This is a genomic window from Priestia sp. GS2, assembly GCF_036409025.1.
Lineage (GTDB): Bacteria > Bacillota > Bacilli > Bacillales > Bacillaceae_H > Priestia > Priestia aryabhattai_A.
Window position 1 is genome coordinate 3,711,841 of record NZ_JAZGJX010000001.1, and the last position, 16,224, is coordinate 3,728,064.

General features: G+C 36.9%; 12 protein-coding genes. 2 read left to right on the forward strand and 10 right to left on the reverse strand.

The annotated features are described in order from the left end of the window. Positions 1-91: 91 nt before the first annotated feature. The 5 genes from V2145_RS18990 to V2145_RS19010 all read right to left on the reverse strand — a co-directional run bounded on the left by V2145_RS18990 (position 92) and on the right by V2145_RS19010 (position 7,773). Positions 92-1,639 (reverse strand): glycoside hydrolase family 32 protein, encoded by a 1,548-nt coding sequence (locus V2145_RS18990; protein ID WP_131887558.1) that lies wholly within the window; start codon positions 1,637-1,639, stop codon positions 92-94. Between the two features lie 148 nt (positions 1,640-1,787). Further along, positions 1,788-3,275 (reverse strand): glycoside hydrolase family 68 protein, encoded by a 1,488-nt coding sequence (locus V2145_RS18995; RefSeq protein WP_131887559.1) that lies wholly within the window; start codon positions 3,273-3,275, stop codon positions 1,788-1,790. 238 nt (positions 3,276-3,513) lie between these two features. Then, positions 3,514-4,788, reverse strand: a complete 1,275-nt coding sequence (locus V2145_RS19000; protein ID WP_330988105.1) for an ABC transporter substrate-binding protein — start codon at positions 4,786-4,788, stop codon at positions 3,514-3,516. A 24-nt stretch (positions 4,789-4,812) separates the two neighbouring features. Continuing rightward, positions 4,813-5,985: a response regulator gene (locus V2145_RS19005; protein WP_094910965.1), complete on the reverse strand. Its 1,173-nt coding sequence runs from the start codon at positions 5,983-5,985 to the stop codon at positions 4,813-4,815. Between the two features lie 51 nt (positions 5,986-6,036). Beyond that, complete coding sequence (locus V2145_RS19010) at positions 6,037-7,773, reverse strand: cache domain-containing sensor histidine kinase (protein ID WP_131887562.1); 1,737 nt, start codon at positions 7,771-7,773, stop codon at positions 6,037-6,039. A gap of 634 nt (positions 7,774-8,407) precedes the next feature. Between V2145_RS19010 and ahpC the strand changes: the two genes are divergently transcribed. Beyond that, positions 8,408-8,971, forward strand: coding sequence for an alkyl hydroperoxide reductase subunit C (ahpC, locus tag V2145_RS19015; protein ID WP_094910963.1), 564 nt, complete (start codon positions 8,408-8,410; stop codon positions 8,969-8,971). 13 nt (positions 8,972-8,984) lie between these two features. Then, entirely contained in the window at positions 8,985-10,514 is a 1,530-nt protein-coding gene (gene ahpF / locus V2145_RS19020; protein WP_330988106.1) for an alkyl hydroperoxide reductase subunit F, read from the forward strand. 65 nt (positions 10,515-10,579) lie between these two features. Here the strand turns inward: ahpF and V2145_RS19025 are convergent, their stop codons facing one another. The 5 genes from V2145_RS19025 to V2145_RS19045 all read right to left on the reverse strand — a co-directional run bounded on the left by V2145_RS19025 (position 10,580) and on the right by V2145_RS19045 (position 16,008). Further along, complete coding sequence (locus V2145_RS19025; RefSeq protein WP_330988107.1) at positions 10,580-12,079, reverse strand: tripartite tricarboxylate transporter permease; 1,500 nt, start codon at positions 12,077-12,079, stop codon at positions 10,580-10,582. Positions 12,080-12,105: 26 nt separating this feature from the next. After that, positions 12,106-12,564 (reverse strand): tripartite tricarboxylate transporter TctB family protein, encoded by a 459-nt coding sequence (locus tag V2145_RS19030; RefSeq protein ID WP_094910960.1) that lies wholly within the window; start codon positions 12,562-12,564, stop codon positions 12,106-12,108. A 13-nt stretch (positions 12,565-12,577) separates the two neighbouring features. Continuing rightward, positions 12,578-13,525 (reverse strand): tripartite tricarboxylate transporter substrate binding protein, encoded by a 948-nt coding sequence (locus V2145_RS19035; RefSeq protein WP_442956801.1) that lies wholly within the window; start codon positions 13,523-13,525, stop codon positions 12,578-12,580. Between the two features lie 214 nt (positions 13,526-13,739). Then, entirely contained in the window at positions 13,740-14,420 is a 681-nt protein-coding gene (locus V2145_RS19040; RefSeq protein ID WP_330988109.1) for a response regulator, read from the reverse strand. Between the two features lies 1 nt (position 14,421). After that, complete coding sequence (locus tag V2145_RS19045; protein WP_286175387.1) at positions 14,422-16,008, reverse strand: ATP-binding protein; 1,587 nt, start codon at positions 16,006-16,008, stop codon at positions 14,422-14,424. Positions 16,009-16,224: the final 216 nt, after the last annotated feature.

The following is a 16,224-nucleotide window of genomic DNA, read 5'->3' on the forward strand; positions in this document are numbered from 1 at the left end:
CTTTATAAGCTTTTTTTAGTATAAACGATTTGAGAGAGAGAACAAACATAAAAAAACTTCGGCTACTTATGGCCGAAGCTTTTTCATATGCTTATTCACTGTTTTGGCTTGTTCCTAACTCTTCAACCTTCACATTTTCAAACGTCGCTGTACCACCGGAAGAAAACAGTGAAATAGCTTGGTCGTCAGCTAATGGAAATGCTAGATTGGAATGTGCCACTTTCCCGTCATCTATAAACACTTCTATACTTGTTTTATCAACAAGAACCGTCAGACGCGCATTTTTGTTATCACCATCAAAAGGCGCTTGGCTTTCTTGAAACTTTTTCTCTTCATCTGGATTGTTGACAAACGCTCGGTTTACGTAGGAATAGTTCTCAGAAATAGCTAATCCTACATCAATATGTCTAGATTTATCCTTTGATTCTCGTAAACGCAACCCAACATTCTTACTGTCTTTCCAAGAGATATCCGCTTCTATTCGGTACGTTTCTCGCTTCGCATCCAGCGTGTTGGATTCATTTGTTAATGTTATATCATTATATGTCTTCTCCGATTGTACAAGTTTGTTTAAGTCAGCCACGGGCTGAGATGCTAATGCGTAACCGTACTGCTCATCTTCTTGTAACCTGATCTCTCGAACAATTGAATCCGTTCCATTAAATCCGTCGAATTCCATAGTAGGGGTATTATCTGCATACGACCATTTGTTCATCCATGCAAGTCCATAACGTTTGTTTAGCTTGTCTTCAGCGGGGCCATCTTCAAACGTAACGCCACCATACCAATCAAAACCGTAATCTAGCCACTGAGGCTCTTCATGCTCTTTTTCAAAATTCTTTCCATTAAAGTCACCAATCCAATAAGCATAGTTGTTTGGTTTATCGACTGCTTCACCATTTGCACTCACACCAAGTACCCACTTAACGGTGCCATCAGGAGCCCTCATTTGAAATAAATCTGGGCACTCTAATACGCCAAGATCCTCCGTTTGAAAGTCACCAGTAAACTGCCATTCTTTCAGATTCGTTGATTCATAAAACCCAACCTTAGAACCTTCTGCAAGTAGCATTAACCATTTATCACGTTCATCGTCCCATATAATTTTGGGATCGCGAAAATCTTCTACTCCAGGATTGGATAACACAGGTTCATCGCCAGCACTTTGAAACGTTTTTCCTTCATCTGTGCTATACCATAAATACTGCTCTTGTTTGCCTCCATCTTTTGAAGGTTGCGTTACAACTGCAATAAACGCGTTTTCTCCAAAACCAGCTGTATTAGTACGATCAACAACAACAGAACCTGACCATGGATCTCCGTTTATATTCGTGTACTTCGGAATGGCTACTCCTTCATCTTTCCAATGAACAAGGTCTTCTGAAGTTGCATGTCGCCATTCGGTTCCATTGCCATTAGGATAATCCTTATTGTAAAGGTAATAGTAGTGATACTTCCCGTTGTAGAAAATCGGTTTTTGGGGATCGTTTTTCCATTTATCGGGTGCTGTAAAATGATAAGACGAGCGATAGGATGTTGATTCCAAAGGCTTTTGTTCGCTCTTGTCTTCTTTATTCATTTGATTCATCCATACATAAATGCTGGCGCCTATTATGATTACTAAAATGATAACTAGCATAGTCCACCTTCTCTGTGTTGAATTCAGCCTGCTCATACTATCACCACGCTTTATTAAAAGTATTGTGTTACTCACTGTTTTTACCCAATACATAAAAAGAAAATGCCATGCTCATGACATTTTCTTTTTCATTTCATATCAAAGATTATTACTGCTTTTCATCATACGTGATTTGACCTTGTTCTAAAATGCCATTTTGAACAACCGAAGATTTGTTACCTTTCATATCAAGTAAAAATGAAGGTGCAAACGTTGATTTCTTATCTTCAAAGAATCCACGGTTTGTCATATAGCTCGTCACAACAAATTTGTCAGAGTCTTTTTGTGGAATCACGTAGTGTGCGTATGTCCATGTTACATCATTTGGATCTAAATCTTGATGCAATACGATACCTGTTTCATTCATCGGTTTATATGGACCTGTTAAAGAATCAGATACATAGCCAAGCATGTAAATGTCTTTATCATCGACACCATCAGTCGTCATTTTAGAACCGCGTGTACTTGTGAATAGATAGAACTTGCCATCTTTTTTGAAGATATTTGGACGTTCAATTTCATCTGTTACCGTATTCGATACAATTAGAGGCTTCATTTCATTTTTTAACGTGTAGTCATCGTTAATTTCAACAATGCCAATTGCACCATTTGCAAGCTCTGCTTCATCTTTCTTATCACTATTTTCAAGGTTCTTAAACTCATCTCGGAAGAATTTCATACCGTTACCGTAATAAGCGCGATTGTAAAGAGACTCTTCACCAGAATAACCGTATTCAGTACCTGTATTTGCTTCAAACACTAAATATTTGCGCCCTTTATCTTCAATATAGTGAGGGTCACGTAGCGTATGATTGTTCATGAAGTTACGGTCTTCGAAAGCTTTGTTTACAGACTCATACGTTTTGCTGTCTCCACCTTCGTAAATTGATTTATGATCTTCAACACCGTCAACTTTCAGCGTATTTTCTTTTTGTTCAGACACATTCACCTGTGCTGTTGTAAGGGTTTGTTTACCAAATAATTTTTGGCTTTCATTAAAATCACCGCGGTTTGTATAGAATAAGCGAATTTCACCGTCATCTGTGAATAGTGCAGATCCTGACCATTCCTCTATTTGCCCTTTTAAATATTTGTCGTTTGCTTCATACTTGTCATTATCGTCAAATACACGACCAGCATTTTTCCAAGCGTCAACGGAATTGTCTCCTGCTTTTTTATAGAACATGTAGATAAATGTATCGTTAGGGTTCTTAGGATCTCCAGCTAAACCAAATACAATGTGATAACCGTTATATTCCGCTACCGTACCGTCAGCATTTTGCAATGGCCACGTATCCCATACATCCATTTTAATTTTGTTTCCATTTTTATCTGTTTTAACAGCTGATTCTACATTTTTAATTGTTGATTCATCAAAGCCTGGTACCGTATAGCGCTTGTCACCATGTTGGTTTACCATGTTCTTCATTGCTTCACGCGTAATTTGTGAAGTACCGTACGTTTCTTTATAGGATTTTGCTTGTGCTTCATCTACACCTTTACCTTGAGCAGAAGCAGGTGTAAAGCTACCTCCTAATAAAATTGCTGCACTTAAGGATGCTACCGTTGCTTTTGACGCAAAATTACGAAAGTTCATCAAGTTTTCCTCCTAGTAGATAGTTTTTCATGCTTTGGCAAGACACGGACGATACTTCTTTGACTTTAATTAGTTTTGGCTTGATTGATCGTTCGTTCCATACCTGATAGATTCAGTATAAAAAACAATGCTTTGGCTGAATACGGCATAAATTGATTGAGTTTTCGTCTTAAATTGATATTCATGACAAAAGAATGATAAAAAAGCCCTTTTTCAAATTGAGAAAGGGCTTTAATGATTATGGCTTGCTAGCTTCCCGTAAAACGTCATCTAACTGTCTAAGCGTTTCGCTTTGTGAAAGCTCTCGATTCAAGTATCTTTTTAGCGTACGACCTGCTTCTCGCTTAGCGGATGATGAGTAGGCAAACCAATTGGAATTATAGGTTTCTTTCGTGTGGTAAACATTCAGTACTTCTTTACTAATGGGACCTATATCATTTGTTTTTATATGCTTAAAAGCTGGAGCAAAGCTAAAGCGTTCAGTCATAAACCGCTGACCTTCACTTGATGACACCATCCAATTTAAGAATTTTTTGGCTTCTTGCTTTTTGATCGAAGATGATTTTTTATTTACAACCCAGTAGTTTGGAACACCTGTTAAAATTTTGCTGTTAGCTTTATCATTTAATGGAATCGGAAAAATACCAAACGACTTACCCGGAGCTTCCTCATCTAATAGAGGCTGTATCCAGCTTCCCTGCAGTACCATCGCTGCTTCTTCATTTGCTAACATCTCCACTTCATTATAATAATCTGTTTTTGTCGCAGATTGATTTCCGTATTGGAGAGTTAAATCTAAGAATGATAGTAAATCTTTTGCGATTACGTTTGTCGCAAAGCTTTCTTCACCTTTTTTCAGCTGATAATTAAATTTTATTGGATCTTGCTGAATTGCAAAGGCAAGGCTAGTCAAGTGATAACCCAACTTCCACTCTTCATAATATCCGTTTGCAAAAGGCGTAACATCAATTTTTTCAAGCTTCTTTACTGCCACTTTTAACTCTGAATACGTGCGAGGAACGGATTGAATACCTGCTTCTTGAAATAGTTCTCGATTATAAACAATTCCAAAACCTTCAATGTCCATCGGCATGCCATATACCTTTGCTTCTAGCGTAATTGGCTTTAGCGTATCAGGATATGCTTTTTCAACCCAAGGCTGGCTGCTCAAGTCTTCTAAATAATTAATCCATTCTTTTGTCGCACCATAGCCGATATTCGTAAAGATATCAGGCCCTTGACCTGCAGCAATTTGGGCAATAATATCAGAAAAATCATCTGATGCTCCACCCACTGTTTCGACGTAGATTTTGACATCTGGATTCTGTTTTTCATACTCCCGTACCATTTGTTCAAACTGTGTTGCAATTTCTACTTTAGGATTACGTATAGTTAAGACGACCTGTTCTGTTTCTTTATTTTCCGTTTCAGTTTGAGCATTTGAAGAATCACAGCTTGTTAACACACTTAGTAAAAAAGAGACAAAAAACAGATAACATATTTTTTCTTTCATTTGTTCACCCTTGCCTCTCTTAGACTATATAGATGATTTTTTATTATCTCTTGCATGGGTGTATAAAGTCCGATATTCAAAAGGGGTTAATCCAACTACCTTCTTAAACAACTTTGAGAAATACTTTTCATCCTGATAGCCAAGCATTAACGAAATGGAATAAATGGTTTCATCCGTTTCCAATAACCACTGTTTAGCTTGTCTTATTCTTAGATTTGTTACATATTTAGATAACGTCATACCGGTTTCTTTTTTAAATTTTCTCGATATATGTTCTCTTGTTAAAAAAAACATTTTTGATAGTTTCTCTAGGCTAATATCTTCCATATAATAGTCTTCTACATATGCTACTATTTCTTGCATACGTTTAAGTGCTTCTAACTCATCTACTTGACGAATCGCTCGATATCGATTGCTATTTAGTGCTGTCAACAACCTGTGAAACACTTCTGGAATTTGAGTAAAGGAAGAAAATGAATCTTGAACCAAACGAATTGGAATTGAAATATTTTCACTTATCCACTGCTCTACATAAATCCATTGATTTTTTGCTGTTAGGATAATATAAAGATTCTCCTCCCCCTGAAACGTAAACGTTGCTCCAATATTCCGCGCTTGTAATTCATTTGAAAGCTTATTGATACAAGGGTCAGGTTGATGCCCTTGATAAAAATATAGAAGTGTAAAATCTATTTCTTCTGCTTCTGGAATTATCGAATGTAAAAATACTGTATCTGTTCCTTCATTTAAGCATAAGGAAGTCATTAGCTGACTATGATGAAGTTTTTTAGCTTCGGCTAGTAGTTCCTCGTTCCCTTCTTGTTCTGTTTTGAAAGAGTCTACTGCTTTTGTTAGTACCTGTTGAAAGGCTTCTGGATCAATGGGTTTCAACAAGTAATCAAAGCTATTTAATTGAATAGCTTTTCGCATAAATGTATAATCATCATACCCTGTAACAAGTATAACTTTTCCTGTATATGACTGCTGATTTAACCTTTCAATCAGCTGTAGACCACCCATCTTTGGCATTTTAATATCCGTAAAAATCAAATCTGGGATTTCTTTTTCAATTATCTTTAAGGCTTCTATACCGTTAGTAGCTTCTAATACTTCATTGATTCCTACACTTTCCCATTCTCCCAATTGGCGTAAGACTTTACGAACATTTTTTTCATCATCAACAATTAACGCTTTCACTATATTTACCTCCCTTAGCAGTCACGTCAATAGCGAAAAAGAACGTACATACTACTTATTTATAGGAACTGTAATAACCACTTCAAACCCTTTTCCCGTTAGATTATCAATGTGAAACGATGCAGCAGTCCCAAAGTGTAGCAATAACCGATCATAAATATTTTTTAATCCGATGCCTTTTTGCGTGTGATGCTTGCTATAAATAGTCTGGCGAAGTAACCTGAGCTCCTCTTCTTGAAGGGATGGACCGTAGCTTTTTATCTTTAGTTGAATAACTTCCCCTTCTTTTTTACCGATGATTTCTAATCTTGATTCATCATTATTGCTTTCATAGCTATGCTTAAAATAATTTTCAACCAAAGGTTGCAAAAGCATGCTTGGAATAAATGCATTATCCACCCCATGTCCTATAGAAAATTGAATATCAATCTCTTCACCAAAGCGCTCTTTTTGAAGTATTAGATAGGAATGAATATAGTCCAACTCTTGTCTCACCGTTACCAATTGATCTGCTTGAAGTGAATAGCGCATCATCTTTGATAAAGAAATGATTAGTCGATAAACACCTTTTGCCCCACAATCTAAAGCAACAGCTCCTATTGACTGCAAAGCATTGAACAAGAAATGCGGATTCACCTGAGACTTGAGCGCTCTTAGCTGACTTTTCTTCACTTCAATCTCCAACTTATACTCACGATCAATATGATTGTTAATACGATATAACATTTCTTGCATATGATTCTCCAAATGACCAATTTCATCTTTACGAGAAGTTGTAAGAGTCACATCCATATTTCCACCTTCAATCGACCGTACTTTATCACTCAAAACCCTTATGGGTTTTGTGACAATTCGTGAAATTAGAAAAACCATAATCACCCCCAGCACTACCACGCCTAAACCTAACAAAACGTTAGTAGAAGCTGCTTTTTTAGCATCTTGGAACAGCGCATCTTTAGAGATAACCTTCACTATTTTCCAGTTATTTAGCGGTGCTTGTAAGCTTTCGGTAAGTATAAGCTCTTTTGACTCACTCAATCCTGTAAGTTCCTTTTGACTAATCTTTTGTCCCATTTGCTTTGAGTCACTAGAATACATTACTTTATAATCTTCGTTGAGCAAGAAAACCGACGTACCATCGTCTCCCTCAAGCTGTTTTACTAACGGAGCGTATGAATTAATATCAATATCCATTGTTAGAAAGCCAAGAAACTCTTCGCTTAAAATATTTTTGATTTTATGGTGCATTGTTAATACCATAGAATCTTCTGTCTTAGGGATAATTGGAACGTTGTTATAATTTTTGAGTTTATGCGGCTCTTCAATCACATAATCTTGCTCTGATTGATAAAGCTGTTTAAATGGAGAATGCTTGACATAGTTAACTTGTGTTTTTGGTGCGCTTAAATTTGATTTATAAACAATCAATGATTCATTTTCCTTGTGAAAGTAAAAGCGAAGCTGCACCAATTCTGGTCTTGTAGCTGAAAATGTTTCAATACTTTTTTCAAAGGATAAAAAATCATTGCTACCTTCTTTTGGCAAGCCCTCATCAAAAACTTGTAATATATCGGGCATGTTATAAACGGAATAAGGCAATATAATCATCTTTTCAAAATGTTGCTCAAGATCATTCCCCGCTTCACGTAGCTCTTCGCGGCTTTTCTCCAGCTCTTTGTTCTCAATGCTACTTTTGGTATTTCCATAAATAACAAATACCGATAGGAAGTATGGTAAGATAATAAGCACGACTAGAAGCAGTAATAACCGAACTTGAAAGCTTCTCATTTATTGGCTCCTTTTCTATATTGTTAAACCACCTGAAAAGCCTTTCCTAAAGCATTTATAGACTATAACATGGCTTATATTACGTCAATCATACCGAAGCAATACTTACGCCTCTTAAAAATATGAAAAATAATGTTTTTATGGTTTATAATGGTTTATTTATAAGAATTACTATTTATAATTCATGAATTTTTATACATTTCATTCTTAAGGAGTTTTTTCGAATAGGTATTTAAGCCTAAAAAATGTAATTAGAATATAAACAAAACTCCATTTTTATCCTTCCAAGAATTAAACTGTATACTTTTTAGCCACTAATAAAATTAAGCAGATGCAATAAACTTCAATTATTCTCAATCACCACCTTTTATTTTCAAATTTTCTTTCCTTCATTAGATAAAAAAACTACTTATACATTTCCAGTTTATACAATCATATTATTAGATAAAAAACACACAAGAGTGATAAGATATATGTAGAAACACTGTAGAAAACCTTGTTTTTCAAAGGAAATCAGACGATCAGACAACTTTTTTTAAAAACTAACCATATTTCCTTTGACAAAACAACAGGTTTTATATAATAATGAGTATTGAATTAGAATTATTATAATTTATTGAGGAGGAATTTCGATATGTCATTAATCGGAACTGAAGTAAAACCATTCGTAGCACAAGCTTACCAAAAAGGTGAATTCCTTGAGGTTACTGAAGAAAACCTTAAAGGTAAATGGAGCGTAGTTTGCTTCTACCCAGCAGATTTCACTTTCGTATGTCCAACTGAATTAGGCGATCTACAAGATCAATACGCAGCATTAAAAGAACTAGGCGTAGAAGTATATTCAGTTTCTACAGATACACACTTCACACACAAAGCATGGCATGACCATTCAGAAACAATTAATAAAATTGAATACATTATGATTGGTGACCCTTCACAAAAAATCTCTCGTAACTTTGAAGTACTAAACGAAGAAGAAGGTCTTGCTGATCGCGGAACATTCATCATTGATCCAGATGGCGTTATTCAAACTGTTGAAATCAACGCTGGTGGTATCGGCCGCGATGCAAGCACACTTGTAAATAAAATTAAAGCAGCACAATATGTGCGTAAAAACCCAGGTGAAGTTTGCCCAGCTAAATGGCAAGAAGGTTCTGAAACACTAACACCAGGACTTGACCTTGTAGGTAAAATCTAAGGAGTTTGATTACATGTTATTAGATGCAAATATCAAAGCACAGCTAGATCAGTATCTTCAATTGTTAGAAAGTGACATTGTGCTAAAAGTGAGCGCGAGAGAAGATAAAGTATCTCGTGACATGCTTTCATTAGTAGATGAACTAGCAACAATGTCATCTCGTATTAAAGTTGAAAAAGCTGAATTAGAGCGCACACCGAGCTTTAGCGTAAATCGTATCGGTGAAGATACAGGTGTAACATTTGCTGGTGTCCCTTTAGGACATGAATTTACTTCATTAGTTCTTGCTTTATTACAAGTAAGTGGACGTGCACCAAAAGTTGATCAAAAAGTGATTGACCAAATTAAGAACATTAAAGGCGAATACAAATTTGAGTCGTATATCAGCTTAAGCTGCCATAACTGCCCAGATGTTGTACAAGCTCTAAACTTAATGAGTATCTTAAACGACGGGATCTCTCACACAATGATTGACGGTGCGGCTTACAAAGACGAAGTAGAAAGCAAAGACATTATGGCAGTTCCAACTGTTTACCTTAATGGTGAAGAGTTTGGCAGTGGTCGTATGACAATCGAAGAAATTTTAAGTAAAATGGGCAGCGGCCCAGATGCAGCAGAGTTTGCTGATAAAGATCCTTACGATGTACTCGTTGTTGGTGGCGGTCCGGCTGGTGCAAGTGCTGCAATTTATGCAGCGCGTAAAGGTATTCGCACTGGTATTGTAGCCGAGCGCTTTGGTGGCCAAGTTATGGACACAATGGGCATCGAAAACTTTATTAGCGTTAAAAAGACAGAAGGTCCTAAACTCGTAGCAAGCTTAGAAGAGCATGTTAAAGATTACGGCATTGACGTAATGAATTTAGTACGCGCTCGTAGCTTAGAGAAAAAAGACCTTGTTGAGCTTGAGCTAGACAACGGTGCTGTTCTAAAAAGTAAAACAGTCATCCTTTCAACAGGTGCTCGCTGGCGTAATGTTGGTGTACCTGGAGAAGCAGAATTCAAAAACAAAGGTGTAGCTTACTGCCCACACTGCGATGGCCCTTTATTTGAAGGTAAACGCGTAGCTGTTATTGGCGGTGGAAACTCAGGCGTGGAAGCAGCGATTGACCTTGCGGGTATTGTTAATCACGTAACTGTTTTTGAATATATGTCTGAATTAAAAGCTGATGCTGTATTACAAGAGCGCCTAAACAGCCTTCCAAACGTAACTGTCGTGAAAAACGCTCAAACAAAAGAAATTACCGGAACGGATAAAGTAAACGGTATTACTTATATTGATCGTGAGACAGAGGAAGAAAAACACGTTGAATTAGAAGGCGTATTCGTTCAAATCGGCTTAGTACCAAACACTGATTGGTTAGGCGATGACATAGAACGTACACGCATGGGAGAAATCGTCGTTGATAAGCATGGTGCAACTAGCATTCCTGGCGTATTTGCTGCGGGAGACTGCACAGATAGTGCTTATAAACAAATTATTATCTCCATGGGTTCAGGTGCAACAGCAGCTTTAGGTGCTTTTGATTACCTAATTCGTAACTGATTAAGATTTAACGAATTATCCAATTGAAAGAGCCCTTGTCTTTGGACAAGGGCTCTTTTTTATAGCTACATTCCAATTTGAGTATTTTCTTTTTTACGCTTTAAGCTCCCTCTCCATGCAGGTACTACTATCGCTAAAATTGTTAGCACAATCAGTGACATGGCCAACGGACTGGTTAAGAAGATATTCCATGATCCACCTGAAATTGTTAACGATTGACGAAGCGAGTTTTCCATCATTCCACCTAAAATAAAAGCTAGGATAAACGGTGCTGCTGGAAACGCAAAGATTCTCATCAAGTAACCTAAGATTCCAAACAAAACGAGGAGATATAAATCAAACGTGCTGAAACTTACTGCATATACTCCCACTAAGCTTGAAATAATAACGAGTGAAATTAAAAGTGGACGTGGTACTTTTAAAATTTTCACAAAGTATGGTATCAACGGAAGGTTTAAAATTAACAAAAATACGTTTCCGATATACATACTCGCAATGATTCCCCAAAACACAGATGGATTTTCTGTCATGAGTAATGGACCAGGTTGAACACCTAAAACAAGAAATGCTCCCAACATCACAGCTGTTGTTCCAGAGCCTGGAATTCCTAGACTTAATAATGGTACAAACGCGCCGCTTGTTGCTGCATTATTCGCTGTTTCTGGTGCTGCTAAACCTTTGATAGATCCTTTTCCGAATTCTTCTGGCTTTTTAGCTAGCTTCTTTTCGGATATATAAGCCACAAAGGAAGAAATTGTTGCCCCTGCCCCCGGTAAAACCCCTAAGATAAAGCCAAGAAAGGATTGTCTCGCCATAGGTCCGGCCATGTCTTTATAGTCTTGCTTACTTAACTTTAGACTACCGATATTATTTAATCCCTTTAGTTTTTGCTTACGGTTTAAGATTAAGAAGCAAACTTCAGCCAAAGCAAATACGCCAAGCGCAATAATTAAAAAGTCAATTCCATCTAATAAGTTTACGCTACCAAATGTAAATCTGCTCGTACCAGTTTGTGCATCAATTCCAATGGTCACCACCATAAAACCAACAACTGCTGAAATTAACGCTTTAATTGTTGAACCTTCCGATAGGCTAGCGATGGCCGTCAGCCCAAGGAGCATCAGTGCAAAGTATTCTGGAGGACCGAACACGATGGCCACGCTGGCCAGCATCGGTGCAAACATCATTAAAAGTATAACGCTAACAGTCCCCCCAATAAATGAACAAATGGCTGAGATGGCTAACGCTTTACCTGCTTTTCCCTGTTGAGACATCGGATAACCATCGAATGATGCTGCAACCGTCCCTGCTACCCCAGGAGCATTTAACAAAATAGAAGATGTGGACCCACCATACATCGAGCCATAATAGACCCCTGCCATCATAACCAATGCACTTGTTGTATCCATCCCATATGTGACCGGAATCATAATTGCAATTGCACTAATTGGCCCCAGACCGGGAATCATTCCAATAATTGTTCCGATAAAGACACCAATAAAGACAAATAAGATAGCTTCCCAACTAAAAGCGACTTGAAACCCCTGTATGATCCCTTCAAACATGACTCTCATCCCCCTTTCCTACCTCTTTAAAATGGTAAAATACCTGCTGGTAATCGAATAGCTAAGCCATAGTTGAATAAAACATAAGAACCAAGAGAAAAAGTACAGGCTGTTGAAATACTTGCCACCCAGTTTTTATAGCCGAGAAAGCGGGAACAGAAAATAATAAAGACCGTTGTCATAATAACGAATCCCACTACTTCTAGTACGGTAATATAAGCTAAAATAAGAGCCATCACCCCTAAAAGCATAAATAATTCATTCCGCTTAATAACACGCTTTTTCTTTTGCTCCTCTGTATCATTATCTGGGCTAAAAAAGAGAACAATAGCTAATATAAACAAACAAAAGCCTAATATTTTTGGAATAAGATCTGAATCTACAGGAACAAACGCGTACTCAGGTAAACTAAATGCTAAAAATAAATAGACGACTGATATAATCATTAATGCTAAACCTAATCCCTTATTAACAGACCAGTTCATACGATTACCTCCTTTATTCTTTTATAAATCCTAATTCTTTCAATAAAGTCTCTAACTCTTTTGATTGTTCATCTAAAAATACTTTAAATTCTTCACTGTCCATGTATTGTTCATCCCAGCCGTAAGATTCACGAACCTTTGCAAATGACTTTGAATCTGACGCTTTCTTAAAGATTTGTTGATAATACTCTAATTGCTCTTTTGTCATATTAGGAGGTCCAAAAATACCACGCCAAACAATAAACTCTGTGTCAATCCCTTGTTCTTTCCCTGTTGGTAAAGTACCTAAAAATTTATCTCCTTTTAGTCTTTCGGGTGACGTGATACCCAGAATCTTCATTTTTCCAGCTCGTGCTTGTTCAGCTGCGTCTAATACACCGGTTGAAACGACATCTACACTACCATTTAAAACAGCTGTCATCGCTCCACCTTCTTGGTCAGAAATGTAACGAATTTTTGTAATATCAACCCCTGCTGCGTTTGCAAACAATATAAACTGCATATGATCCATGCTTCCCGGTGAAGAGTTTCCAATAACAGTTACTTTTTCTGGCGTTTTTCTCATCTCAGCAAAAAGCTCTTCTAAGTTATCCCAACGAGCATCATCACGGACTGCAAAAGCTCCGTAATCCGCAATTAAATTCGCAATAGGTGTAAAATCTTCATATCCATAAGGAGACTGTCCATTCAATGCGACAAAGTGTAGAGGTGGTGAACTAATAAAAAGATTATGAGGATCGTTGCGCTTGTGGATGTACGCCCAGCCAACAGCGCCTCCTCCACCTGGCTTATTTACAACTCCAAATCCTTTGTTTGCTAAGTTTTCTTCATCAATTGTACGTGCTAGCATACGTGCAGTAGTATCCCATCCTCCACCTGCTGCAGATGGCGCAATAATTTCAATAGATCGATCTGGCTCCCATTCTCCTTGTTCATTAACTTTTCCTTGTTGAACTGGCATGGAACAGCCGGTTAATACAACTAAGCTTACACTAAGTAAAACTAACCATTTTTTAACCAATGAAAGCGCCTCCTTTTTGTTTTTAACTAATTTTACCTACCGCACCCCTTTTTGTAACCGTTTTCTTTTTAAAGTGTATTAAGTTTATTTTACAAATTAAGTTCATTTTGTTCACAAAAAGAAGCTTTCAAAGAATGGACTCTTTGAAAGCTTCTTATTCGGAAGAAACAACATAGTATTTTCGCTCTGGTCTTCCAACAATCCCATATACCAGTTCAGCTTTTGCTTCACGAATAGAGATTAGATATTCTAGATATCGTCTTGAAGTAGTGCGAGAAGCGCCTAGAAGCTTGCCAAGCTCTTCTGCTGTAATTCCTTCTTTTTGCTGTTGTAATAATTCTCTTACTTTTTCTAAAGTTAATTGATCAATACCTTTTGGAAGATGATTTCCATCTATTTTTTTTATATTTTTAAATTGAAAAAGCTGATCTGCCATCGTTTGAGTAATTTTTTGCTGAGAATTTAAGACCAGATTATTTCTGCTTACTTTCTCAATCGCATCAGAAAGACGCTGAAGTTCAATTGGTTTGACTAAATAATCAATGACACCAAGGTTATACGCATCTTTTAATATGCTTATATCTGTTGCAGCTGTGATTAATATTACCTGTACAGTTAAACATTCTTCTTTCAGTTGGTGAATTAAGTCTATTCCTGTTTGATCTGGCAGATATACGTCTAATAAAATTAAATCAGGTTGCCAGTTCTTTAGTTCCAGTAGGGTTTCTTTTGCCGTTGCAACGGTTTTTACTTCGTTTACTTGCTTTAAGCTTTTTACATACTGACAGTGAATATCTGCTACTCTGTAATCATCTTCTGCAATTAAAACATTCATATCATGTCGCTCCTGTTTTTGGTATATGTATGTGAACAACAGTCCCGTGTGGCTGGTTTTTTGATAGATAGATCGTTCCATTTAGTTCATCTAAAGCAGCTTTCACAAGAGCTAACCCAAAACCCCTATGTCCCCCTGCTTTTGTAGTATAACCTTCATTAAAAACAAGGTTTAAATCTTTATTTTTAATACCGCTACCGTTGTCTCCTAACTCAATAATTAGTTCACCATCTACATCTGTTAGAAACAAATCGACGAGCGGTTCTGTTTGTTCTGCTACAGCGTCAAACGCATTATCAATAATATTTCCTAATATAGTGACTAAAGGTGCCGTCATTTTGGTCGGCCAAGTCTTGTGAACCATGCTATCTTCATCAATAACAAAATCAATTTTCTTTTCAGAGGCTTTTGAAAGCTTGCCAATCAAAACCGCTTGTATAGTTGAATCATTTACTCGTTCAAATAGTACACGTTCATATATTTTTTGCTGACCAATTTCTTCGTGAATGAATCGTTTAGCTTTTTCACCGTGTCCCAGCTGTAACCAGCCAGAAATAGCATAGAGCTTATTCGTATATTCATGAGTTTGCGCACGCAAATCTTGAGAATACTGTTGAACCTCTGATAAAGTGTTGAGCAGCTCTTGAACGTCAGATTTTTCTTGGAAACTTGCTACTTTGCCCGCGTAACTATCTTTGTCACCAATCATTTTATAGTGCACGAGCAGCGGCTTTTTATGGTAGATTGTTTCGTAGTGACCAACGGCTAGCTGATTCGCAAGCACGTTTGAAATTTCTGAGTTCCTTAAAGCTTTTCGAATTGGTTGGCCGATAATATTCTCTCTAATTCCAAGAATTTTTTTACCTGAATGGTTAATGAGCGTTACGTTCCCTTTTTGGTCTGTTGCAATTAACCCTTCATTCAGTGCTTCTAGAATAGCCTCCCTCTCTTTATACAATCTAGCAATTTGATAAGGCTCTAAACCAAATGTATCTCTGCGAATACTTCTCGCAAGCATAAAACTACCTACAACACCACTAATAAAAATAAAAGCAAGCCAAATTGAAAAAGCTGCAAGCCCTTGTCCAAATAAAGAGTCTACATAAGATAGCATAAAGCCGACAGATACAACGCCAATAATCCTATTATTTTCATCATAGATAGGTGATTTTCCCCTCACTGACATCCCAAGAGAGCCTTTTGCAAATGAAATATAGTTTTCTCCTTCAATAAGAGCTCGTTCATTGTCTCCACCAATCATCTTTTGACCAACCTTCTCTTTATGAGGATGAGTATAACGAACTTCATCTGCATCACCAACTACAATAAATTCTGCACCTGATTGTTTTCTAATTCGCTCAATAAGCGGCTGAATAATTATAGCGTTTTCATTTTGTAGAATAACTTCCTTTACAAGTGGCATTTCTGAAACAGCAATTGCCGTTGTTAATGCTTTTTCTCCCATTAATTCACGCGTCTGTTTTCGTTCAAAATAAACATATACAATGGTTACCATTAACATGATCATCGTAACCAAAATAGAAATCAAAAACATAAATTTACGCTCTAACGGCCAACGAGCCTTCACTTTGCAACGCCCCCTACTATTTTAGTATAACGAGAGATGCAGCTAATTGGTAGTCTTAGTTAGAATTATCTGATTATTTTAAACCTTGGTTATTTAGTTTATAAAAAAACCTTACTAATAAACAGAAGTTGCTTTGTTTTTAGTAAGGAGAACATATTCTTATATAGACTTTTCATTGTGTCGATATAAAAAATTCATTTTAACTTTCATTATTTT

Bases quoted from the DNA above. Each gene is read 5' to 3' on its own strand.
- V2145_RS18990 (WP_131887558.1), bottom strand. From the start codon at position 1,639: ATGCTAGTTATCATTTTAGTAATCATAATAGGCGCCAGCATTTATGTA.
- V2145_RS18995 (WP_131887559.1), bottom strand. From the start codon at position 3,275: ATGAACTTTCGTAATTTTGCGTCAAAAGCAACGGTAGCATCCTTAAGT.
- V2145_RS19000 (WP_330988105.1), bottom strand. From the start codon at position 4,788: ATGAAAGAAAAAATATGTTATCTGTTTTTTGTCTCTTTTTTACTAAGT.
- V2145_RS19010 (WP_131887562.1), bottom strand. From the start codon at position 7,773: ATGAGAAGCTTTCAAGTTCGGTTATTACTGCTTCTAGTCGTGCTTATT.
- ahpC (WP_094910963.1), top strand. From the start codon at position 8,408: ATGTCATTAATCGGAACTGAAGTAAAACCATTCGTAGCACAAGCTTAC.
- ahpF (WP_330988106.1), top strand. From the start codon at position 8,985: ATGTTATTAGATGCAAATATCAAAGCACAGCTAGATCAGTATCTTCAA.
- V2145_RS19025 (WP_330988107.1), bottom strand. From the start codon at position 12,079: ATGTTTGAAGGGATCATACAGGGGTTTCAAGTCGCTTTTAGTTGGGAA.
- V2145_RS19030 (WP_094910960.1), bottom strand. From the start codon at position 12,564: ATGAACTGGTCTGTTAATAAGGGATTAGGTTTAGCATTAATGATTATA.
- V2145_RS19035 (WP_442956801.1), bottom strand. From the start codon at position 13,525: ATGCCAGTTCAACAAGGAAAAGTTAATGAACAAGGAGAATGGGAGCCA.
- V2145_RS19040 (WP_330988109.1), bottom strand. From the start codon at position 14,420: ATGAATGTTTTAATTGCAGAAGATGATTACAGAGTAGCAGATATTCAC.